The sequence below is a fragment of the Burkholderia sp. Ac-20345 genome, from assembly GCF_017104825.1.
Classification (GTDB): Bacteria; Pseudomonadota; Gammaproteobacteria; order Burkholderiales; family Burkholderiaceae; genus Burkholderia; species Burkholderia lata_B.
Genome location: NZ_JAAGPO010000143.1, coordinates 1 through 20,451 on the forward strand (window position 1 = coordinate 1; position 20,451 = coordinate 20,451).

Consider the following 20,451-nt stretch of genomic DNA (forward strand, 5'->3'; position numbering starts at 1 on the left):
GGATATGCCTATCCCGGCATCTATCAATACGCCGTGCAGCATTACCCCGATGCGCCGGTGGGCAGCGTTACGACTTCGGGTGTTCTTGGCTCGCTGGGCATAAGTGGAGTGCAGGCAAGCTGGGGCCGCCCGAACCGCCACGGAAATCGGTGACATACCAACCCGAACCCTTCAACTGGAAGCCCGCAGCAGTGACCTGCTTGCGAAACGCATCCTTCCCGCATTCCGGGCACTGCGACAGCGGCGCGTCGCTCATCTTCTGGAGCACGTCCTTCGCGAAACCACACGCTTCGCATCGATAGGCGTAGATCGGCATGATATTTTTCCCGCGGAAACTGGAAACAGCTTGCAAAACCTTGAATTATAGCCGAAACCCTGCCGCGCTCCGGCAATGGCCGCGACACCCGCGCATCAGCGGCGGCGCCACGTGAGCCAGCGCTCGTGCCCTTCGAACACGGGCAGCGAATCGGTCACGGGCAAATCCTCGATCAATTCGAAGTGCGGCGTGAGCAGCGCATCGAGTTCGGCACGTTCGATTCCGAACGGCGGCCGGTACGTAAAGAAATCGGCCTGCTCGACGACACCCGCATGCGCGCCGAGCTGCGCCTTCGCGGCAGCCACCGCCTGTGCGGCGAAGTCGATCGCACGCACGGGCCAGCCGGCTTCGGCCAGCCACCCGGCTTCCTGGGCGCTGCCGCAGCCCGGAATCAGCACCGCGCACGGCTCGAGCCGGTGCGCGAACACGCTGAAACCATCGGGCACGCCACCGAATTCCCACGGCGTCACGCCACGCTCGAAACGCTCGTCCCAGAACGACGCGTTGCCGGGATCGCGCGTCGCGAAATCGGCGGCGGCCGGTGTGACGGGTTGCTTCGGATCGGACATCGCCCTGCTCCCCTCGGTCATGTGCCGTATGCGAGCGCGAGCAGCACGCGCGCAACGAGCGCGCCGACGCCGACGGCAAGGCCGAAGATCAGCAGCGCCTGCAGCAGCCTGTTCGTCCGCTTCTGCTCGACGAGAACCTGACGCATCAGTTCCTCGCTCGCCGCGCGCGGCGCGTCATGGCGCGCCGCCATCGCGTGGTGGATCAGGCGCGGCAGTTGCGGCAGCGTCTTGCTCCACTGCGGCGCCTCGACCTTGAAACGCTCGTACCAGCCGCGCAGGCCGATCTGCTCGGCCATCCAGCGTTCGAGGTATGGCTTCGCGGTCTTCCACAGGTCCAGTTCAGGGTCGAGCGAGCGGCCGAGCCCCTCGACGTTCAGCATCGTCTTCTGCAGCAGCACGAGCTGCGGCTGGATCTCGACGTTGAAACGGCGCGACGTCGAGAACAGGCGCATCAGCACCTGGCCGAGCGAGATGTCCTTCAGCGCGCGGTCGAAATACGGCTCGCACACTGCGCGAATCGCGCTTTCGAGCTCCTCGACGCGCGTTTCCGGCGGCACCCAGCCCGATTCGAGGTGGAGCGTCGCGACGCGGTGATAGTCGCGCTTGAAGAACGCGAGGAAGTTCTGCGCGAGGTAGTTCTTGTCGAAATCGGACAGCGCACCGACGATCCCGAAATCGAGCGCGACGTAGCGGCCGAACGTGTTCGGATCGAGGCTCACCTGGATGTTGCCCGGGTGCATGTCCGCATGGAAGAAGCCGTCGCGGAACACCTGCGTGAAGAAGATCTCGACGCCTTCGCGCGCAAGCTTCTTGATGTCGACGCCGGCCGAACGCAGCGTCTCGACCTGGCTGATCGGCACGCCGGTCATGCGCTCCATCACGAGCACCTGCGACGTCGAGAAATCCCAGAACATCTCGGGCACGAGCAGCAGGTCGAGGCCCGCGAAATTGCGGCGCAGCTGGCTGCCGTTGGCGGCCTCGCGCATCAGGTCGAGTTCGTCGTGCAGGTACTTGTCGAATTCGGCGACGACCTCGCGCGGCTTCAGGCGCCGGCCGTCGGCCCACATGCGTTCGGTCCAGATCGCGATATCGCGCATCAGCGCGAGGTCGGAATCGATCACGGACAGCATGTTCGGGCGCAGCACCTTGACGGCGACGGCCTTGCCCGCGTGCTGGCCCTGCTTGAGCTTCGCGAAATGCACCTGCGCGATCGACGCGCTCGCGATCGGCTCGCGCTCGAATTCGTCGAACAGCTCGTCGACCGGCGCACCGAGCGACTTCTCGATGATCCCGATCGCGACCGCCGAATCGAACGGCGGCACCTGGTCCTGCAGTTTCGCGAGTTCGTTCGCGAAATCGACCGACAACAGGTCGCGGCGCGTCGACAGCACCTGGCCGAACTTCACGAAGATCGGGCCGAGGCTTTCGAGCGCGTGACGCAGCCGCACGGCAGGCGGATCGGAATAGCGGCGGCCGATCGTCGTGATCCGCAACAGCAGCTTCACGCGCCGGTCGTCGATCCGGGACAGCATCACTTCGTCGAGACCAAAGCGGATGACGGTGTAGACAATCTTGATGAAACGGAAAATGCGCATGCCCTGCGGCCCCTCAGTGCGCGCCGCGCGGGCCGGAACCCGTGCGCGCGCCGATTTTTTGTTCGAGTCGCTCGACCCGCTTTTCGACCCGTGCGAGCGCATCGCGTGCGCGCGCCAGTTCGGCGTCGAAGCCGCCGAGCGACGCGCGCCGGACGACCTGCGGGTTCTCGTCGAGCCAGTATTCGGCGACGGAATCGAGCACGTTGCGGCCGGTGCGTCGCGCGCGTGCACCGGCGTCGCGCACGACCGTCGCGATCCGGTATGCCGCCGCGTCGCCGACCAGCTTCGCGAGATCTTCTTCAGGTTCCCAGCGCAGGTGCTCGGCCAGCTTCGCGATCTGCGTCGCGAACTCCGCGTCGCCCTCGATCTTCACGTGCTTCATCACGGCCGCCTGGCCGCCCTGCAGGAACGCGGCGACGGCATCGCCGGCGAGCGCGATCGACACGTCGACCTGTTGCGCATCATGCGCTTCGACGGCCGACAGATAGCCGTCGGGCTGCACCAGCAGCGTGAGCGTAACGGGGGGCACGTCGATCCGGGCAGTCTTGCCCGCATACGGAATCAGGCGGTCGCGCGCCCACGATTCGCGGGCGAGCAGGTGATTGACGGCAGCAGCAAAAGGCTTGGCGGCAAAGGTCATCGGGCTGAGAAAGAAAAAACCCGCGCAGGCCGGGCGCCCACGCGGGTTTCTATTGTAACGTCGGATCGTCAGCAGACCGTGCCTGACCACACACCCGGGCGGCAAGCGGTCGCAGTGCGGCGGCCGTCGCCCGGGTGATCGGCGGCGCGGGCCGCCGGTCACGCTCAGTGCGTGTTGATCTGCTGGATGCCCGCGAGCAGCCAGCCCTGACCGCCCGACTTCGACAGGTTCCACACCTCGTCGAACGGCGCGGCCGACGCATTCGCCGATTCGCGGATCAGGCCGTGGAAGCGCACGCTCGCCGACTGCTCGATGCCGCGATCCTCGATCGCGACCAGTTCCGCGTCGAGCTGCACGACGTCGGTCTGGTTCGACTCGTTGCCGCGCGAATCGAGGTCGATCTTGATCTCGGCGAACATTTCGGGCGTCGTGAACTCGCGGATGTCGGCCAGGTTGCCCTGGTCCCACGCAGCCTGCAGGCGCACGAAATAAACCTTCGAGCTACGCAGGAACGCTTCGGTGTCGAAGCCGGCCGGCACCTGCAGCGGTGCTGCCGCAGCAGTCGCTGCCGCGCCGGTGGCCGCGGCACCGCCGCCGAACACGCCTTGCGCTTCGTTCGCGTAGCTGCTGCCGCTACCCGCATAGTTGCTGCCCGTGCTGCCCTGCTGGAACGACGGGCTTTGCGAGTAGCCGCCCGACGACGACGCCGAGCCGCCGACCGAGTATGCCGGCTCCTGCGGACGACGGCGGTTCATGAACTTGCGGATCAGCCAGATGCCGACCGCCGCGAGCAGCGCGATCACGATGATGTTCGCCATCATGCTCGCGAACGCGCCGCCCAGGCCGAAGTGCGACAGCAGCGCCGCGATGCCGAGACCGGCCGCGAGACCGGCGATCGGCCCGAGCCAGCGCGAGCGGTTGGGCTGCGCGGCCGGCGCGGGCGCGGCCGGATTCGCACGCTGCGCCTGCGACGGCGCGGCCTGCTGCATCGGCTGCTGCGCGGGCGGCGTGGCCTGGCGCTGCGTGACGGTGGAATTCTGGCGGCCGATGCTGCGCCCGCCGCCCATGCGCTTGGCTTCGGCGTCGAGCGATGCGAACGTGCCGGCCGTGAGCAGGCCGACCATCAGCAGCGTGCCGACCCGTCGAGCCCACGGCTTCGACGGCTTGCTACGGTTGAACAACGAACGCGATTGAAACATCAGTTTCTCCGGATGTAAGACAAATGTATGGAAAGAGCCCCTTAGTACTTGGCTCCCATGTGTAAAGCTACCACGCCACCTGACAAATTGTAATATTTGACGGCATCGAGGCCCGCTTGTTCCATCATCGTCTTCAGCGTGTCCTGATCGGGGTGCATCCGAATAGATTCCGCAAGATACCGGTAACTTTCAGCATCTTTCGCGAACTTGTCGCCAAGCCACGGTAATACTTTGAAAGAATACAGATCGTACGCTTTTTTCAGCGGATCCCAGACTTTCGAGAATTCCAGCACCATCACGCGGCCGCCGGGCTTCGTCACGCGGCGCATCTCGGCCAGCGCGGCATCCTTGTGCGTCATGTTGCGCAGTCCGAACGCGACCGTGACCACATCGAAGTAGTTGTCCGGAAAGGGAATTTTCTCCGCGTCGCACAGCAGCGACGGCGTCACGATGCCCTTGTCAAGCAACCGGTCGCGGCCGACGCGCAGCATCGATTCGTTGATGTCCGTGTGCCAGACCTCGCCCGTCGGCCCGGCCGCCTTCGCGAACGACCGGGTCAGGTCGCCGGTGCCGGCCGCAAGGTCGAGCACCTTGAAGCCGGGACGCACGTTCGCCTGCGCGATCGTGAACGCCTTCCACGCGCGGTGCATGCCCGCCGACATCAGGTCGTTCATCAAATCGTAGTTGCTCGCGACCGAATGGAACACACCCGCCACTTTCTTCGCTTTTTCGTTTTCCTCGACGCTTTCGAAGCCGAAGTGGGTTTTGCTCATCGCGTTGATCCTCAGTAAATGGCAAGACGGCGCCGAGCGGGCGCCGTCGAATTTCAGTGGCAGTGGCCGTGCGACGCGCTCGCCGCCGGCATCGGGGCGTCGCGCTCGACGCCCGCCGCCTTCAGTTTGTCGAAATAGTCGCGCCACAGCGCGTCCTGCTGCGTGGCCAGTTCGTACAACAGGTCCCACGAGTAGATGCCGGTCGAATGGCCGTCGGAAAACGTCGGCTGCAGCGCGTAGTTGCCGACGCCCTCGAGCGCGGTGATCGTCACTTCGCGCTTGCCCGTCTGCAGCGTCTCCTGGCCGGGCCCGTGGCCGCGCACCTCGGCCGACGGCGAATACACGCGCATCAGCTCGAACGGAATCCGGAAACTGTCGCCGTTCGGGTACTGCAATTCGAGCACGCGCGACACCGCGTGCACGACGACGCCGGACGGAATCGGCGTCGTGGAAGTCAAACCGCTCATGGCTGCCTCGAATCGGTCATGCGTTGAATTTCCTCGCGCACCGCATTGTGCAGCAGCGAGGCCTGCGCGGCGCGCGTGCGCAGCAGCGCCTCGGACACGCTGCGCTGGCGCGGCGCCCATACGGGCTGCGGGAAGTGTGCGTCGTTCGAAAAGCGCGGGATCACGTGCCAGTGCACATGCGGCACCATGTTGCCGAGGCTCGCGAGATTCACCTTGTTCGGCTGCATCACGCGGCGCACGGCCCGCTCGACCGCGTAGACCACGCGCATCAGGTGGGCCCGGTCGGGCTCGCCGAGATCGGAGAATTCGGCCACGTGCGCGCCCCAGATCACCCGGCAGAAGCCCGGGTAGTCGTGCTCGCCCGTCGCGAGAACGACGCGCAGCGCATCGTCCTGCCAGAGCAGCTCGCCGCCGTCTTCACGGCAAAACACGCATTCCATCGTCGCTCCCATGTGGACGGGCGCCGGCATTGCTGCGCCGGCGCCCGCTCATTCCTGGCCCGGTCGGGCGGTCGTCATGCCCGCATTAGACCAGCACGCGCTCGATCCCGCCATTGTTCGCGCGTGCGACATAATCGGCCATCCAGTTTTCGCCGAGCACCTGGCGCGCGATTTCGACCACGATGTAGTCGGCTTCGAGGTTCGCATCCTCGCTGTAGCGCGACAGGCCCTGCAGGCACGACGGGCAGCTCGTCAGGATCTTCACGTCCGGGCCGTTCGCGGCCGCGGCGGCCGGTGCCGGCGCGTTGCCGGCCACGACCGGGATGCTGCGCAGCTTCGCGGCACCCTTGCGGATCTCCTCTTCCTTGCGGAAGCGGACCTGCGTCGAAATGTCCGGGCGCGTGACCGCGAGCGTGCCCGACTCACCGCAGCAGCGCTCGTTCTTCTCGATCTTGTAGCCGTCCTTCTCCGCGCCCATCAGCTCGTTGACGAGCTTCACCGGGTCCATCGTCTTGATCGGCGTGTGGCACGGGTCGTGATACATGTAGCGCGTGCCCGTCACGCCATCCAGCTTCATCCCCTTCTCGAGCAGGAACTCGTGAATGTCGATGATCCGGCAGCCCGGGAAGATCTTGTCGAATTCGTAGCCGGCGAGCTGGTCGTAGCACGTGCCGCACGACACGACCACCGTCTTGATGTCGAGGTAGTTCAGCGTGTTCGCGACCCGGTGGAACAGCACGCGGTTGTCGGTGACGATCTTCTCGGCCTTGTCGTACTGACCCGAACCGCGCTGCGGGTAGCCGCAGCACAGGTAGCCCGGCGGCAGCACCGTTTGCACACCGGCCTCCCACAGCATCGCTTGCGTCGCGAGACCGACCTGCGAGAACAGGCGCTCGGAGCCGCAGCCCGGGAAATAGAACACCGCTTCCGAATCGACGGTGGTCGACTTCGGGTTGCGGATGATCGGCACGATCTTGTTGTCCTCGATGTCGAGCAGCGCGCGCGCCGTCTTCTTCGGCAGGTTGCCCGGCATCTTCTTGTTGACGAAGTGGATCACCTGCTCGACCACGGGCGGCTTGCCGACCGTCGCCGGCGGATGCTGCGTCTGCTTCGTCACGACTTTCTTCAGCATGTCGTTCGCGAAGCGCTGCACCTTGTAGCCGACGCCCATCATCACGCTGCGCGCGACGTTGATCGTCTGCGGGTTGGTCGCGTTCAGGAAGAACATGCCCGCCGCATTGCCGGCGTTGAACTTCTTCTTGCCCATCTTGCGCAACAGGTTGCGCATGTTCATCGTGACGTCGCCGAAGTCGATCTTCACCGGGCACGGCGTCGCACACTTGTGGCATACCGTGCAGTGGTCGGCCACGTCGTTGAACTCGTCCCAGTGCTTGATCGACACGCCGCGGCGCGTCTGTTCTTCGTACAGGAACGCCTCGACCAGCAGCGACGTCGCGAGAATCTTGTTGCGCGGGCTGTACAGCAGGTTCGCGCGCGGCACGTGGGTCGCGCACACCGGCTTGCACTTGCCGCAGCGCAGGCAGTCCTTCACCGAATCGGCGATCGCGCCGATGTCGGACTGCTTCATGATCAGCGACTCGTACCCCATCAGCCCGAAGCTCGGCGTATACGCGTTGCGCAGATCGGCGCCTTCGAGCAGCTTGCCCTTGTTGAAGCGGCCGTTCGGGTCGACGCGCTGCTTGTACGCGCGGAATTCGGCGATCTCGTCGTCGGTGAGGAACTCGAGCTTCGTGATGCCGATGCCGTGCTCGCCGGAAATCACGCCGTCGAGCGAACGCGCGAGCGTCATGATGCGTGCGACCGCCGCGTGGGCGTCCTGCAGCATCTCGTAGTTGTCGGAGTTGACCGGCAGGTTGGTGTGGACGTTGCCGTCGCCCGCGTGCATGTGCAGCGCGACGAACACGCGGCCGCGCAGCACCTGCTTGTGGATCGCCTGCGCCTCGTCGAGGATCTGCTTGAACGCGCCGCCGTTGAAGATCGCGCGCAGCTCCGCGCGAATCTCCTGCTTCCACGAGATGCGCACCGTGCGGTCCTGCGTGATGTGGAACACGGTCGCGCCCGGCTGCTCGTCCGCGCGGTCGGCGAACTTCTCGGCGAGCGCCTCGTAACCGAGCTGCACCAGGTAGTGCTGCGCCTCGCGCAGCGGCTGGTCGAGCCGGTCGCGCACGAATTCCCAGCGCGCGCGCACGCGCTTGAGCAGCTCCAGCGCCTGCTGGACGCGGTCTTCGAGCAGTTCGGCGCTCGGGATCTCGTTCGCGTCGTCAGTCTTGCCGAGCGGCAGGTTGCCGGCGCGGAAGAACGCTTCCAGCGCGTCGACGAGTTGCAGCTTGTTCTTCAGCGACAGCTCGATGTTGATCCGCTCGATGCCGTCGGTGTACTCGCCCATCCGGTTCAGCGGGATGACGACGTCTTCGTTGATCTTGAACGCGTTCGTGTGCTTCGCGATCGCGGCCGTGCGGCTGCGGTCGAGCCAGAAGCGCTTGCGCGCCTCCGCGCTGACCGCGACGAAGCCTTCGCCGCTCTTGCCGTTCGCCATCCGGATCACTTCGGACGTGGCGTGCGCGACCGCATCGGCATCGTCGCCGACGATGTCGCCGATCAGCACCATCTTGGGGAATGAATTGCGCTTGCTCTTGGTCGCGTAGCCGACCGCGCGCAGGTAGCGCTCGTCGAGGTGCTCGAGGCCCGCGAGGATCGCGCCGCCCTGCTTCGACGTTTCGAACAGGTAGTCCTTGATCTCGACGATGCTCGGGATCGCCTCGCGCGCCTGGCCGAAGAATTCGAGGCAGACGGTGCGCGTGTGCGCGGGCATCTTGTGCAGCACCCAGCGCGCGGACGTGATGAGCCCGTCGCAGCCTTCCTTCTGCACGCCCGGCAGGCCGGCGAGGAACTTGTCGGTCACGTCCTTGCCGAGCCCTTCCTTGCGGAACCGGCGGCCTTCGATCTCGAGCATCTCGCTCTTCAGCAGCTTCTCGCCCGGCGCATACGCGCCGTCGAACCACTTCAGCTCGAAACGCGCGACCGCGATGTCGTGGATCTTGCCCTGGTTGTGCTCGTGGCGCGTGACTTCGAGCCAGTTGCCGTCCGGGTCGACCATCCGCCACCAGGCCAGGTTGTCGAGCGCGGTGCCCCACAGCACGGCCTTCTTGCCGCCCGCGTTCATCGCGACGTTGCCGCCGATGCACGATGCGTCGAGCGAGGTCGGATCGACCGCGAACACGTAGCCGGCCGCTTCCGCCGCCTCGGTCACGCGGCGCGTGACGACGCCCGCGCCGGAGAAAATCGTCGGCACCTTGTGCGCGACGCCCGGCAGCTCGGTCAGCTCGACCGCGCCGAGTTGTTCGAGCTTCTCGGTGTTGATCACCGCGGAGAACGGCGTGAGCGGCACCGCGCCGCCCGTGTAGCCGGTGCCGCCGCCGCGCGGGATCACGGTCAGGCCGAGCTCGAAGCAGGCCTTGATGAGACCGGCGATCTCGGCTTCGCTATCGGGGGTCAGCACGACAAACGGGTATTCGACGCGCCAGTCGGTCGCGTCGGTCACGTGCGACACGCGCGACAGCCCGTCGAAACGGATGTTGTCCTTCTGCGTGCAGCGGCCGAGCGCCTTGGTTGCGCGGCGGCGCAGGTCGGCCATCTTCTCGAATTCGTCGGCGAACTCGTTGACCGCGCGCTGCGCGGCGGTTTCGAGCATCTCGACGCGCGATGCGCGTTCGCGGCCCGCGTCGTCGCGGTGCTCGGTGAGATCCGCGCTGCGGCGCTTGCCGATTTCGGTCAGGCGGTGGTTCAGCGCCTCGATCAGCAGCGCGCGGCGCTTCGGATTGTCGAGCAGGTCGTCCTGCAGGTACGGGTTGCGGCGAACGACCCAGATGTCGCCGAGCACTTCGTACAGCATCCGTGCCGAGCGGCCCGTGCGGCGCTCGGCGCGCAATTCGTCGAGCACCGACCACGCCTCTTCGCCGAGCAGGCGGATCACGATCTCGCGATCCGAGAAGGACGTGTAGTTATAGGGAATCTCGCGCAAGCGGGGCGCGGGGTCGGAGGCGACGGCGGCGGCCGCGCCATGCGGATCGAAAACTTGTGGTGCGTTCATGTTCGGACGACTCGGAGGGCCGATACACCGTGCACGGGCGTCGGCAAGCGCGTGGGCGCAATCTTGGGGAAATCTGTTCTGTTACCAGGCGCGCGGCTGTCCTTCATGGGGCCGGAGCGGGCGACTCGCCCCTCCTGGCCGGCGACAGGGCCTGGCGGCACTCGGAACCATCAGCACGATCGCGCGCGGCGCGCATGCCGTTCCGCCGCGGGGGTAGCTGCGCGCGGCGTCGGCTTCAACGGTGCGATCCGAGGGTGCCTCTGCATCTTCCGATCCTTGATTCAAAACGGAATTCTAACCCATGATCGGGCCATGCGTGACACGTCGGACAGGTCGTGGGGCTATCGCCGCGAGCCGCGCCAGGCCTGGCTCGGCGCGATTTCGTGCGACCATTCGCCGTCCGTCCGGTCGGTAACCATGCGGTTAAACCGGTAAAAACGGCGCCGCGAGCACGCCGGCGCCCCACCCGCGCGGCCCCGCAAAGGTGCTCTCGGCATGCCGCTTGCATGCGGGCGGACCCTTGGCGCTATCATTGATCCTTTACCGTCTGCTTCCGCACTGCACGCGAGCGCCCATGGCATCCCACGATTACCTGAAGAAAATCCTCACCGCGCGCGTCTACGACGTCGCGATCGAGACGGAACTCGAATCCGCCCGCAACCTGTCGGCCCGGCTGCGCAATGCGGTCTACCTGAAGCGCGAGGACAACCAGCCGGTGTTCTCGTTCAAGCTGCGCGGCGCGTACAACAAGATGGCGCACATTCCGACGGACGCGCTCGCCCGCGGCGTGATTACGGCGTCGGCCGGCAACCACGCGCAGGGTGTCGCATTCTCGGCGGCCCGGATGGGCGTGAAGGCCGTGATCGTCGTGCCGGTCACGACGCCGCAGGTGAAGGTCGACGCGGTGCGCGCGCACGGCGGCCCGAGCGTCGAGGTGATCCAGTCCGGGGAGTCGTACAGCGACGCGTATGCACACGCGGTCAAGGTGCAGGAAGAGCGCGGCCTCACGTTCGTCCACCCGTTCGACGATCCGTACGTGATCGCCGGCCAGGGCACGATCGCGATGGAAATCCTGCGCCAGCACCAGGGACCGATCCATGCGATCTTCGTGCCGATCGGCGGCGGCGGGCTCGCGTCCGGCGTCGCGGCCTACGTGAAGGCGGTGCGGCCGGAGATCAAGGTGATCGGCGTGCAGGCCGAGGATTCGTGCGCGATGGCGCAGTCGCTGGAAGCCGGCAAGCGTGTCGAACTGAGCGAAGTCGGCCTGTTCGCGGACGGCACCGCCGTGAAGCTGGTCGGCGAGGAAACCTTCCGGCTCTGCAGCGAATACCTCGACGGCGTCGTGACGGTGAACACCGACGCACTGTGCGCGGCGATCAAGGACGTGTTCCAGGACACGCGCAGCGTGCTCGAGCCGTCCGGCGCGCTCGCGGTCGCGGGCGCGAAGCTCTACGCGGAACGCGAAGGCATCGAGAACCAGACGCTCGTCGCGGTCACGTCCGGCGCGAACATGAACTTCGACCGGATGCGCTTCGTCGCCGAGCGCGCGGAAGTGGGCGAAGCGCGCGAAGCCGTGTTCGCGGTCACGATCCCCGAGGAACGCGGCAGCTTCAAGCGCTTCTGCTCGCTCGTCGGCGACCGCAACGTCACCGAGTTCAACTACCGGATCGCCGATGCGCAGGCCGCGCACATCTTCGTCGGCGTGCAGATCAAGCGCCGCGGCGAATCGGCCGAGATCGCCGCGAACTTCGAATCGCACGGGTTCAAGAGTGTCGACCTGACGCACGACGAGCTGTCGAAGGAACACATCCGCTACATGGTGGGCGGCCGTTCGCCGCTCGCGCTCGACGAGCGCCTGTTCCGCTTCGAATTCCCGGAACGGCCGGGCGCGCTGATGAAGTTCCTGTCGTCGATGGCGCCGGACTGGAACATCAGCCTGTTCCACTACCGTAACCAGGGCGCGGACTACAGCTCGATCCTCGTCGGGCTGCAGGTGCCGCAGGCCGATCGCGCCGAATTCGAACGCTTCCTCGCGGCACTCGGCTATCCGTATGTCGAGGAGAGCGCCAACCCGGCTTACCGCCTCTTCCTGTCGTAAAGGCGTCACGCATGAATCCCGAACATTCCCCGCTCGGCAAGGTCACCGTCTACGCCGCCCAGTACGACGCGTCGCTGCTGTTCCCGATCCCGCGCGCCGGCGCGCGCGAACAGCTCGGCATCACGTCGGCGCTGCCGTTCTTCGGCACCGACATCTGGAACGCCTACGAGCTGTCGTGGCTCAACGCGCGCGGCAAGCCGCAGATCGCGGTTGCGACCTTCTACGTGCCGGCCGAATCGCCGAACATCGTCGAATCGAAGTCGTTCAAGCTGTATCTCGGCTCGTTCGCGCAGACGAAGTTCGACTCGATCGACGCGGTGCGCGACACGCTGAAGCGCGACGTGTCGGCCGCGTGCGGCGCGACCGTTTCCGTGCAGCTGGTGTCGCCGCACGATTTCGGCAAGCTCGAGATGGACGAACTCGACGGGCTGTCGCTCGACCGGCTCGACCTCGACACCGACGTGTACGAACCCGATCCGTCGCTGCTGTCGGCCGCCGAAGACGAAGCGCCGGTCGAGGAGACGCTCGTGTCCGACCTGCTGCGCTCGAACTGCCCGGTCACGGGCCAGCCCGACTGGGGCAGCGTGCAGATCCACTACGTCGGGCCGCAGATCGACCACGCGGGCCTGCTGCGCTACATCATCTCGTTCCGCAATCACACGGGCTTTCACGAGCAGTGCGTCGAGCGGATCTTCCTCGACATCCTGCATGCGTGCAAACCAGTGAAGCTCGCTGTGTATGCGCGCTATACGCGCCGCGGCGGGCTCGACATCAACCCGTTCCGCACCAACTACAACCAGCCGATGCCGGACAACGCGCGGAATGCGCGGCAGTAAACGGGTGTGTTGGCGGGCATCTTGCAGTCCGCCAACCCTGCCTGCATGCAGAAGGGCGCGCCTCTCTAATTCGGCGCGAACACGGCGGCCTGGCACTTCGGACAATACAGGTAGATTGTTCGACCATCGTGCATGGAAATGAAGCCTCGCCTTGCCTGGTCGATCCTCCATTTCGCCGCGCCACCACCCGCTAGACGCGCGTCGCCTTCGGCATAGCAACTCGCGGCGTCCAAGTCATGGCTGTACGCCCGTTCCGTTACGCGGCCCGCACGCTTGAAAAACGCGCTGACATCCGCACGCCGAAGAACGAACCTACGACACATCTCCGCCGTTTCGTCCCCGCTGATGTCAGCCGACCACGCACCGTTTCTGACGATTTCGACTGACTCCGGCATAACAGCGGGCACCGCGCCGCGAGGCGATACCTTGTTGGACAGCGTGCCCGCAACCGCTCCGTGGTTGAGCAAGAGCGCCAACATCAAGATTGCGATCCGAATCACCATTTCACCCTCGCCGCCTCCGTCCGGTTCTTCCGCGATACTACCGGGTGACGAAAAACCTCTGTCATCGGAACATGTAGCGTTATCGAAAGGGCGTGGATGAGCCATCGCAACGAGTCATTTTGAGCGTCGGGCGCAGCGACGTAGGTTCGTCGGTCAGGGTTGGGCTCATTGAGCGGTAGAGCTTCCCCGACCAATTCCACGCCAATGCTGTCTGTATTGGAAGGGTAACGTTCCGGGACCGCCTTGCGCATCTCCCGCTGGTTTTCGCCACGCGGGTCAAAACGGCGAAGTTGCTGCAGTTCGACCGGCGTGCAACGCATTTCGGCTACACAGCGCGCCTTGATTCGACCAACATGCCAAGTCTGCTTCTTCAAAGATGCCGTCTGATAAATCGTTCCATCTTTTTCAATCAGAAAATGCGCGCCAGTAGCAGACGCATTCTGATAGCTGTTGAGAGCAGACGCCGCAGTTGAACCACCCGTTTGATGGACGACGATCCCACTAACCCTCTGCATCGCACCGCGCTCAATTTGAATTTTTCTGGCCCGAACTACGCGCGGAGTCACAACCATCCCACTGGAATCAATCGACAGCACCCAACACCTCCGGTTTGATTACGGCATATCGCCTCGAGTTTTCCGCCTATCGTTCACGTTCAGTTCTCCAGAAGTCATGCGCACCTGCTCACTCGACTCTTAGCGATAGCTCGGTCAATTGCCGCGCATCCCATTTCCGTTCAACCGCTGCGCGGTGCAGCATCGCAAGCGTGATCGGTTCCCGTTCGAGAGCGTGCGGCTTTCGGAGCACCCATCCGCGGAGCAACGAATAGAGCCCCCCCCTCACCCTCCATCAGGAAATACCGGTGAAAATCGAAGTCACCGGCATCGACGGAAAAACGCTCGAAAAAGCGACCCATCAAATCGTCGGCTTCGTCGCCGGTCTGGCCAAGATCCTCCCAAAGCCTCGTGGCGACGGACAACGGTATCAATTTGCGAAGACCTACCTCTGATCTGACGAAAACCTCGATCTCGTCCCAACGTACACTTTCCATCAAAACACCTTGCCCTCTGGTTTGAAAAGGCGGTTGTACCAAGCGAATCGCACCATACATCCGCGGCTCGCTGTCGCAGCCCGCTCAGACGGGTGTGTCAATTTGAGACCCGTTGGAAAAACTTCGTCACACAATGCAAAGTTCCGGTGCCGCTCATACCTGCTTCAACCGAGTTGTGTTTGAACGCCCTCCGCCCACCCGCTCGCCCTCACATCGACTTCGTCAAATGCAACAAGGCCGGCGCACGTCAATGCACCGGCCTTGTTGTACAGCTTCCGCCCCTGCCGCCTTACTTCACCGGCGCCTTGTACGCGATGCAGTCGACCTCGACCTTGCAGTCGATGACCATGCTCGACTGCACGCACGCGCGTGCCGGCGGATGCTCGCCGAAGTACGACACGAACACCTTGTTGAACGACGCGAAATCGCGCGCGTCGTCGAGCCACACGCCGCAGCGCACGACGTGTTCGAGGCCGTAGCCGGCTTCCTTCAGGATCGCGATCACGTTCTCGATCGTCTGCTTCGACTGCGTGACGATGCCGCCTTCGACGACCTCGCCGTTCACCATCGGCGTCTGGCCCGACACGTACAGCCAGCCGTCGGCCTCGACCGCACGTGCGAACGGCATCACCTGGCCGCCGGTTCCCTTCGCTTCGCCTACGCCATATCGCTTCATCGTTTCACTCCTTGTTTCGGTTACGGATGCGCGCACCGACGACGGCGCGCGCGGCAGATCGGAACATCAACCGCGTTCAGAACGCGGCGTCGGCACTCGCCGGCACACGCTCGCCGCGTGCGACGAAGCCGCCGGCGCGCTCGCCGGTCGGCTGGCCGTTTTCATAAGTGAGCACGCCGTTCACCCACACGGCGTCGATCCCGTGCGCAGGCTGCTGCGGCTTCTCGAACGTCGCGGCGTCGATCACGCTCGCCGGGTCGAACAGCACGAGATCCGCGTGGTAGCCCACATGCACCTCGCCGCGCCGCGCGATCCCGTAGCGGCGCGCGGACAGCGACGTCATCTTGCGGATCGCTTCCTCGAGCGGCAGCAGGTTCGTGTCGCGCACGTAGTGGCCGAGCACGCGCGGGAACGCGCCCCACAGCCGCGGGTGCGGCAGCGGGTCGTTCGGCAGGCCGTCGGAGCCGACCATCGTCGCGGGATGCGACAGGATCCGGCGCACGTCGTCCTCGGACATGTTGTGGTACACGGCGCCCGCCGGGCGGATGCGCTGCGCGGCTTCCTGCTCGGTCACGCCCCACTCGACCGCGATCGCCTTCAGCAGCTTGCCCGCCACTTCCGGGTGCGGCTCCGACCACGTGATCGTGATGTCGATATCGCCCGTCACCTGCTTCAGGTCGAGCGTCGACGAGCTGCGGCTGTACGGATAGCAGTCGCAGCCGACCGGCTGGTAGCGGCGCGCGCCTTCGAGCGATGCAAGCACTTCGGTGCTGCGCCCCCAGTTCGACGGGCCCGCGCACTTCAGGTGCGAGATCACGACCGGCACGCGTGCATGGCGGCCGACCTGGTACGCCTCTTCCATCGCGTCGAGGATCGCGTCGAACTCGGTGCGCATGTGCGTCGTGTACAGCGCGCCCGCGTTCGCGAGCGGCTCGGCAAGCGCCATCACCTCTTCGGTGGGCGCCGCGAACGCGGAGCCATACGCGAGGCCCGACGACAGGCCGAGCGCGCCGTTCGCGAGCGCTTCCTCGAGCTGCGCGCGCATGCCGGCGATCTCGCCGTCGGTCGCCGCGCGATCGAGGCGGTCCATCTGGTTGTTGCGCAGCGCCGTGTGACCGACGAGCGCCGCGACGTTCACGGCCGGACGCGCATCGTTCACGGCCGCGACGTAGTCGGCGAAAGTCGGGTACTGGAACGCACCGCGCTCGCCGAGCAGGTTCATCGGATCGGGCGGATCGCCCGCGAGCGTCACCGGCGACGCGCTGATCCCGCAGTTGCCAACGATCACGGTCGTCACGCCCTGCGAGATCTTCGGGATCATCTCCGGTGCGCGGATCACGTGCGTGTCGTCGTGTGTGTGCACGTCGACGAAGCCCGGCGCGAGCGCGCGGCCGTTCGCATCGACGACAGTTTCGGCAAGCCAGTTCGACAGGTTGCCGATCGCCGCGATCACGCCGTTGCGGATCGCGACGTCGCGCGTGACGGGCGGCGCGCCGGTACCGTCGTAAAGCTGCGCGCCGACGATCAGCGTATCGGCGGCTTCGGGATGCGAATGCATGGTCAGTCTCCTACCGGTTGACGGTCTCCGCCGCCGCGATGCGCATCGAGCGCGTGCTTGATGCGACGCAGCGATTCTCGGCCCGCATCGCCGAGCCGCAATGCGACTCCGGTGACAAGCACGTCGATCGCCATCATCATCGCGTAGCGCGATGTCGACGGCTTGTAAATGAAATCAGTTTCGAACGCGACGACCGGAATCAGGTGGTCGGCCAGCTTCGCGAGCGGCGAAGCCGGTGCGGTGATCGCGATCAGCTTCGCGCCGTAGCGCTTCGCGAGCCGGCAGCTCTCGAGCAGCTCGGGCACGCGCCCGCTCACCGACAGCGCGACGACGACGGTGTCGCGCGACAAAGTCGCGGCCACCATCCGCTGCAGCACGCTGTCCTGGTAGCTCGCGACCGGCCGGCCGAAGCGCACGAGCCGGAAGCGCAGCTCGTCGGCGAGCGCGGTCGAGCCGCCGCCCTGCCCGTACACGTAGGTCATCTTCGCGCCGGCGAGCAGGTCGGCCGCTTCCTCGAACGATGTATTGCGCAGCAACTGATGGTTGTGCGCGAGCGCCACGCGGATCTCGTCGTAGACCATCGACGCGGGGCTCGTGTCGTCGGCCGACGTATCGTCGGACGGCACCAGAAAGCGCTGGCCGACGGCCGCCGCCTGCGCGACCAGCACCTTCAGTTCGCGCACGTCGCGGCAGCCGACGGCCTTCGCGAAACGCGTGACCGTCGCGACGCTGACCTCCGCGTCGCGCGCGAGCGCGCCGATGCTCGCATGCGCGGCGCGCGCCAGGTCGGCGAGGATGAACGCGGCGACCTTGCGCTCGGCTTCGCGCAGCTCGGGCGCACATTCGGCGATCCGCGCGACGATGTCGAGGACCGGCGGAGCGGCAGGCGCCGGATGGAGTTCGGCCGCGAGCGGAACGGACGGGGTGACGGGCGTATTCATCTGCGGAAAAGGGTGCGAAGCTCGATGTTACTAAATAACATCACCGCGCCGATGCTACTTTCTGTACCATCGGCGTGTCAACTTCAGTGCAATGCATAGTGATGATGGAGCGGGATGACATGAAAGTTACAAACTATCAGGAAGCAACGATCGATCCGTTCGGCAAGGGTCTCGGCAATCTGCCGAGCGCGAGCGTGCCGCTCGGCGACGCAGGCCGCCTCGAGTGGAACCTGCTTGCGGAAGACGTCAGCCTGCCGGCCGCCGTGCTTTACGAGGACCGCATCGAACACAACCTGAACTGGATGCAGGCATTCGTCCAGAAGTACGGCGTCAAGTTTGCGCCGCACGGCAAGACGACGATGGCGCCGCAACTGTTCCGCCGCCAGCTCGACGCCGGCGCATGGGGCATCACGCTCGCGACCGCGCACCAGACGCAGGCCGCGTATCACGGCGGCGTGCGGCGCGTGCTGCTCGCGAACCAGCTGGTCGGCCGCCAGAACATGACGATCATCGCCGGGCTGCTGTCCGATCCCGACTTCGAATTCTTCTGTCTCGTCGATTCGGCGGAGAGCGTCGACCAGCTCGGCGGCTTCTTCGGCGCACTGAAGAAGCCGCTGAACGTGCTGCTCGAGCTCGGCGTGCCGGGCGGCCGCGCGGGCGTGCGCGATGCCGCGCAGCGCGAGGCCGTGCTGGCCGCGATCGCGCGCTATCCGGATACGCTGAAGCTGGCCGGCATCGAACTCTACGAAGGCGTGCTGAAGGAGGAAGGCGAGATCCGCACGTTCCTGCAGGAAGCGGTCGCGCTCACGCGCGAGCTCGCCGAAGCAGGCCGCTTCGCACGCACGCCGGCGATCCTGTCCGGCGCCGGTTCGGCGTGGTACGACGTGGTCGCGGAAGAATTCGCGAAGGCGTCCAACGCCGGCTTCGCGGAAGTCGTGCTGCGTCCGGGCTGCTACCTGACGCACGATGTCGGCATCTACAAGAAGGCGCAGACCGACGTGTTCGCGCGCAACCCGATCGCCCGCACGATGGGCGAAGGGCTGCTGCCCGCGTTGCAGCTGTGGGCCTATGTGCAGTCGGTGCCGGAGGCTGATCGCGCGATCGTCGCGCTCGGCAAACGCGACGCGGCGTTCGACGCGGGGCTGCCGGAGCCGGCGCGCCACTTCCGCCCGGGCCGCGACACCGCGCCGCGCGACGTCGCCGCCGCCGAAGGCTGGGCCGTCACCGGAATGATGGACCAGCACGCGTATCTGCAGATTCCGCCGGGCGCGGACGTAAAGGTCGGTGACATGGTCGCGTTCGACATCTCGCACCCGTGCCTGACGTTCGACAAGTGGCGCCAGGTGCTCGTGCTCGATCCGCAGTTCAGCGTGACGGAAGTCGTCGAAACCTTCTTCTGACGCACCTCGCGCGCACCGCCCCGCCGCTCGCGCGGGGCGGCCGTCACGCGCGCTTCAAGCGGCCGGAGTACACTGCGCTTTCGTCCTCGGGGCCCCAGGCGGGCGTTGCACGCGCCTGCCGCGCGGGCCCTCAACGCAGCTCCACTGGAGAAAGCCATGGCCGCGAAGAAGATCCTGTTCCTGACCGGCGATTTCGCCGAAGACTACGAAACGATGGTGCCGTTCCAGGCGCTGCAGGCCGTCGGCCACCACGTCGATGCAGTCTGCCCGGGCAAGCGCGCGGGCGACAAGATCAAGACCGCGATCCACGATTTCGAGGGCGACCAGACCTACACCGAGAAGCCCGGCCACCAGTTCACGCTGAACGCGGCATTCGACGACGTCGACGCTTCGCGCTACGACGCGCTCGCGATCGCGGGCGGCCGCGCCCCCGAATACCTGAGACTCGATCCGAAGGTGATCTCGCTCGTGCGCGAGTTCGCCGAAGCCGGCAAGCCGATCGCCGCCATCTGCCACGCGGCGCAACTGCTCGCGGCCGCCGACGTGATCCGCGGCAAGCGCATCTCGGCCTACCCGGCCTGCGCGCCCGAAGTGAAGCTCGCGGGCGGCGAATACGCGGACATCCCGGTCGACGCCGCCGTGACCGACGCGCCGTTCGTCACCGCGCCCGCCTGGCCCGCACATCCGGCCTGGCTCGCGCAGTTCCTCGCGCTGCTGGGAACGCGCATCGAGCTTTGAACCTGACGTGAATTGAGATGAGATGAAGGCCGGGGCCGGCGGCGTATTCGCGCCGCCCTGCCCGGCGCTTCAGCGCGCGGCTGGCGTCGAGCCGACGTCCGCGATCCGCGACTCCAGCATCGCCAGCGCACCCGACAGCGCATTCAGCACGTCGTCCGGCAATTGGGCCATCGTCTGTTCGAGAAACGCCTTGCGGCGCGGCAGGCATGCGTCGAACGCGGCGCGGCCGTCGTCCGTCAGCGTCACGTTGGTCACGCGATTGTCGCGTGCGTCGGATTCACGCTGGATCCAGCCGAGCGCGTCGAGCGACTTCAACTGGCGCGTGAGCGCGCCCGGATCGACGCGCAGCACTTCGACGAGCTTCTTCTGCGACGAATGCCCGCCCATCGTGTGCAATGCGACCATGATGCGCCAGCGCGGCATCGGTTGCCCGACATGCGCTTCGAACGCGGTCATGAATGCGCGATACGTGCGTCCGAATTGCTGCAAGATCGCGACGCGGTCCTGTTCTTCCATGCGCTCAGTTCTACTCGTTCAATC

Annotated in this window: 19 protein-coding genes and 1 pseudogene; 4 read left to right on the forward strand and 16 right to left on the reverse strand. The window is 65.8% G+C overall.

What is annotated here, in order from left to right; genetic code table 11:
- Window positions 1–124 precede the first annotated feature (124 nt).
- The 9 genes and pseudogenes from G3O06_RS33935 to G3O06_RS33975 form a co-directional block, all read right to left on the reverse strand.
- A pseudogene (locus G3O06_RS33935) lies at window positions 125–316 on the reverse strand (FmdB family zinc ribbon protein); the annotation flags it as partial.
- A gap of 95 nt (window positions 317–411) precedes the next feature.
- Window positions 412–885: an SAM-dependent methyltransferase gene (locus G3O06_RS33940; protein WP_205818820.1), complete on the reverse strand. Its 474-nt coding sequence runs from the start codon at window positions 883–885 to the stop codon at window positions 412–414.
- Between the two features lie 17 nt (window positions 886–902).
- Window positions 903–2,480 (reverse strand): ubiquinone biosynthesis regulatory protein kinase UbiB, encoded by a 1,578-nt coding sequence (gene ubiB, locus G3O06_RS33945; RefSeq protein ID WP_205818821.1) that lies wholly within the window; start codon window positions 2,478–2,480, stop codon window positions 903–905.
- A 13-nt stretch (window positions 2,481–2,493) separates the two neighbouring features.
- Window positions 2,494–3,120: an SCP2 sterol-binding domain-containing protein gene (locus G3O06_RS33950; RefSeq protein ID WP_205818822.1), complete on the reverse strand. Its 627-nt coding sequence runs from the start codon at window positions 3,118–3,120 to the stop codon at window positions 2,494–2,496.
- Window positions 3,121–3,284: 164 nt separating this feature from the next.
- The gene (locus tag G3O06_RS33955) at window positions 3,285–4,319 is read right to left on the reverse strand and encodes a TIM44-like domain-containing protein (protein WP_205818823.1); all 1,035 of its coding nucleotides are present in this window, start codon (window positions 4,317–4,319) and stop codon (window positions 3,285–3,287) included.
- A 41-nt stretch (window positions 4,320–4,360) separates the two neighbouring features.
- Window positions 4,361–5,092, reverse strand: coding sequence for a bifunctional demethylmenaquinone methyltransferase/2-methoxy-6-polyprenyl-1,4-benzoquinol methylase UbiE (gene ubiE, locus G3O06_RS33960; protein ID WP_039360112.1), 732 nt, complete (start codon window positions 5,090–5,092; stop codon window positions 4,361–4,363).
- Between the two features lie 53 nt (window positions 5,093–5,145).
- A complete protein-coding gene (locus G3O06_RS33965; protein ID WP_085042378.1) occupies window positions 5,146–5,559 on the reverse strand; it encodes a DUF971 domain-containing protein in 414 nt (137 codons plus the stop codon).
- Window positions 5,556–5,999: an HIT family protein gene (locus G3O06_RS33970; protein WP_174915407.1), complete on the reverse strand. Its 444-nt coding sequence runs from the start codon at window positions 5,997–5,999 to the stop codon at window positions 5,556–5,558. The genes G3O06_RS33965 and G3O06_RS33970 overlap by 4 nt, the downstream gene beginning before the upstream one ends.
- Window positions 6,000–6,084: 85 nt before the next feature.
- Window positions 6,085–10,110: a DUF3683 domain-containing protein gene (locus G3O06_RS33975; protein WP_174915408.1), complete on the reverse strand. Its 4,026-nt coding sequence runs from the start codon at window positions 10,108–10,110 to the stop codon at window positions 6,085–6,087.
- Window positions 10,111–10,684: 574 nt separating this feature from the next.
- Between G3O06_RS33975 and ilvA the strand changes: the two genes are divergently transcribed.
- Both ilvA and queF read left to right on the forward strand, forming a co-directional pair.
- Complete coding sequence (gene ilvA, locus G3O06_RS33980) at window positions 10,685–12,208, forward strand: threonine ammonia-lyase, biosynthetic (protein ID WP_174973276.1); 1,524 nt, start codon at window positions 10,685–10,687, stop codon at window positions 12,206–12,208.
- A gap of 11 nt (window positions 12,209–12,219) precedes the next feature.
- On the forward strand, window positions 12,220–13,044 hold the full coding sequence (gene queF / locus G3O06_RS33985; RefSeq protein ID WP_174973274.1) for an NADPH-dependent 7-cyano-7-deazaguanine reductase QueF: 825 nt from the start codon (window positions 12,220–12,222) through the stop codon (window positions 13,042–13,044).
- Between the two features lie 65 nt (window positions 13,045–13,109).
- On the opposite strand, the gene G3O06_RS33990 is transcribed toward queF, so the two are convergent.
- The 6 genes from G3O06_RS33990 to G3O06_RS34015 form a co-directional block, all read right to left on the reverse strand.
- Window positions 13,110–13,547, reverse strand: a complete 438-nt coding sequence (locus G3O06_RS33990) for a hypothetical protein (RefSeq protein WP_205818824.1) — start codon at window positions 13,545–13,547, stop codon at window positions 13,110–13,112.
- A complete protein-coding gene (locus tag G3O06_RS33995; protein ID WP_346779570.1) occupies window positions 13,541–14,143 on the reverse strand; it encodes a peptidoglycan recognition family protein in 603 nt (200 codons plus the stop codon). Before G3O06_RS33995 ends, G3O06_RS33990 begins: the two co-directional genes overlap by 7 nt.
- 140 nt (window positions 14,144–14,283) lie before the next feature.
- Entirely contained in the window at window positions 14,284–14,658 is a 375-nt protein-coding gene (locus G3O06_RS34000) for a DUF1493 family protein (RefSeq protein ID WP_346779571.1), read from the reverse strand.
- A gap of 229 nt (window positions 14,659–14,887) precedes the next feature.
- Entirely contained in the window at window positions 14,888–15,274 is a 387-nt protein-coding gene (locus tag G3O06_RS34005) for a Rid family hydrolase (protein WP_014896068.1), read from the reverse strand.
- A gap of 76 nt (window positions 15,275–15,350) precedes the next feature.
- Window positions 15,351–16,832: a D-aminoacylase gene (locus G3O06_RS34010; RefSeq protein ID WP_205818825.1), complete on the reverse strand. Its 1,482-nt coding sequence runs from the start codon at window positions 16,830–16,832 to the stop codon at window positions 15,351–15,353.
- A gap of 2 nt (window positions 16,833–16,834) precedes the next feature.
- Window positions 16,835–17,773 carry a MurR/RpiR family transcriptional regulator gene (locus G3O06_RS34015; protein ID WP_174915414.1) on the reverse strand — a complete coding sequence of 313 codons (939 nt, stop codon included), beginning with the start codon at window positions 17,771–17,773 and terminating at the stop codon, window positions 16,835–16,837.
- 119 nt (window positions 17,774–17,892) lie between these two features.
- Between G3O06_RS34015 and G3O06_RS34020 the strand changes: the two genes are divergently transcribed.
- Together G3O06_RS34020 and G3O06_RS34025 are read left to right on the forward strand one after the other, a co-directional pair.
- On the forward strand, window positions 17,893–19,173 hold the full coding sequence (locus G3O06_RS34020; protein ID WP_205818826.1) for an amino acid deaminase: 1,281 nt from the start codon (window positions 17,893–17,895) through the stop codon (window positions 19,171–19,173).
- A 156-nt stretch (window positions 19,174–19,329) separates the two neighbouring features.
- Window positions 19,330–19,911 carry a DJ-1/PfpI family protein gene (locus G3O06_RS34025; RefSeq protein ID WP_021161332.1) on the forward strand — a complete coding sequence of 194 codons (582 nt, stop codon included), beginning with the start codon at window positions 19,330–19,332 and terminating at the stop codon, window positions 19,909–19,911.
- Window positions 19,912–19,980: 69 nt separating this feature from the next.
- On the opposite strand, the gene G3O06_RS34030 is transcribed toward G3O06_RS34025, so the two are convergent.
- Window positions 19,981–20,427, reverse strand: a complete 447-nt coding sequence (locus G3O06_RS34030; RefSeq protein ID WP_039360135.1) for a MarR family transcriptional regulator — start codon at window positions 20,425–20,427, stop codon at window positions 19,981–19,983.
- Window positions 20,428–20,451: the final 24 nt, after the last annotated feature.

Bases quoted from the DNA above. Each gene is read 5' to 3' on its own strand.
- queF (WP_174973274.1), top strand. From the start codon at position 12,220: ATGAATCCCGAACATTCCCCGCTCGGCAAGGTCACCGTCTACGCCGCC.
- G3O06_RS33990 (WP_205818824.1), bottom strand. From the start codon at position 13,547: ATGGTGATTCGGATCGCAATCTTGATGTTGGCGCTCTTGCTCAACCAC.
- G3O06_RS33950 (WP_205818822.1), bottom strand. From the start codon at position 3,120: ATGACCTTTGCCGCCAAGCCTTTTGCTGCTGCCGTCAATCACCTGCTC.
- G3O06_RS34030 (WP_039360135.1), bottom strand. From the start codon at position 20,427: ATGGAAGAACAGGACCGCGTCGCGATCTTGCAGCAATTCGGACGCACG.
- G3O06_RS34005 (WP_014896068.1), bottom strand. From the start codon at position 15,274: ATGAAGCGATATGGCGTAGGCGAAGCGAAGGGAACCGGCGGCCAGGTG.
- G3O06_RS33970 (WP_174915407.1), bottom strand. From the start codon at position 5,999: ATGGAATGCGTGTTTTGCCGTGAAGACGGCGGCGAGCTGCTCTGGCAG.
- G3O06_RS33975 (WP_174915408.1), bottom strand. From the start codon at position 10,110: ATGAACGCACCACAAGTTTTCGATCCGCATGGCGCGGCCGCCGCCGTC.
- G3O06_RS34015 (WP_174915414.1), bottom strand. From the start codon at position 17,773: ATGAATACGCCCGTCACCCCGTCCGTTCCGCTCGCGGCCGAACTCCAT.
- G3O06_RS33940 (WP_205818820.1), bottom strand. From the start codon at position 885: ATGTCCGATCCGAAGCAACCCGTCACACCGGCCGCCGCCGATTTCGCG.
- G3O06_RS34010 (WP_205818825.1), bottom strand. From the start codon at position 16,832: ATGCATTCGCATCCCGAAGCCGCCGATACGCTGATCGTCGGCGCGCAG.
- G3O06_RS34020 (WP_205818826.1), top strand. From the start codon at position 17,893: ATGAAAGTTACAAACTATCAGGAAGCAACGATCGATCCGTTCGGCAAG.
- G3O06_RS34000 (WP_346779571.1), bottom strand. From the start codon at position 14,658: ATGTATGGTGCGATTCGCTTGGTACAACCGCCTTTTCAAACCAGAGGG.
- G3O06_RS33965 (WP_085042378.1), bottom strand. From the start codon at position 5,559: ATGAGCGGTTTGACTTCCACGACGCCGATTCCGTCCGGCGTCGTCGTG.
- ubiB (WP_205818821.1), bottom strand. From the start codon at position 2,480: ATGCGCATTTTCCGTTTCATCAAGATTGTCTACACCGTCATCCGCTTT.
- ilvA (WP_174973276.1), top strand. From the start codon at position 10,685: ATGGCATCCCACGATTACCTGAAGAAAATCCTCACCGCGCGCGTCTAC.
- ubiE (WP_039360112.1), bottom strand. From the start codon at position 5,092: ATGAGCAAAACCCACTTCGGCTTCGAAAGCGTCGAGGAAAACGAAAAA.
- G3O06_RS34025 (WP_021161332.1), top strand. From the start codon at position 19,330: ATGGCCGCGAAGAAGATCCTGTTCCTGACCGGCGATTTCGCCGAAGAC.
- G3O06_RS33955 (WP_205818823.1), bottom strand. From the start codon at position 4,319: ATGTTTCAATCGCGTTCGTTGTTCAACCGTAGCAAGCCGTCGAAGCCG.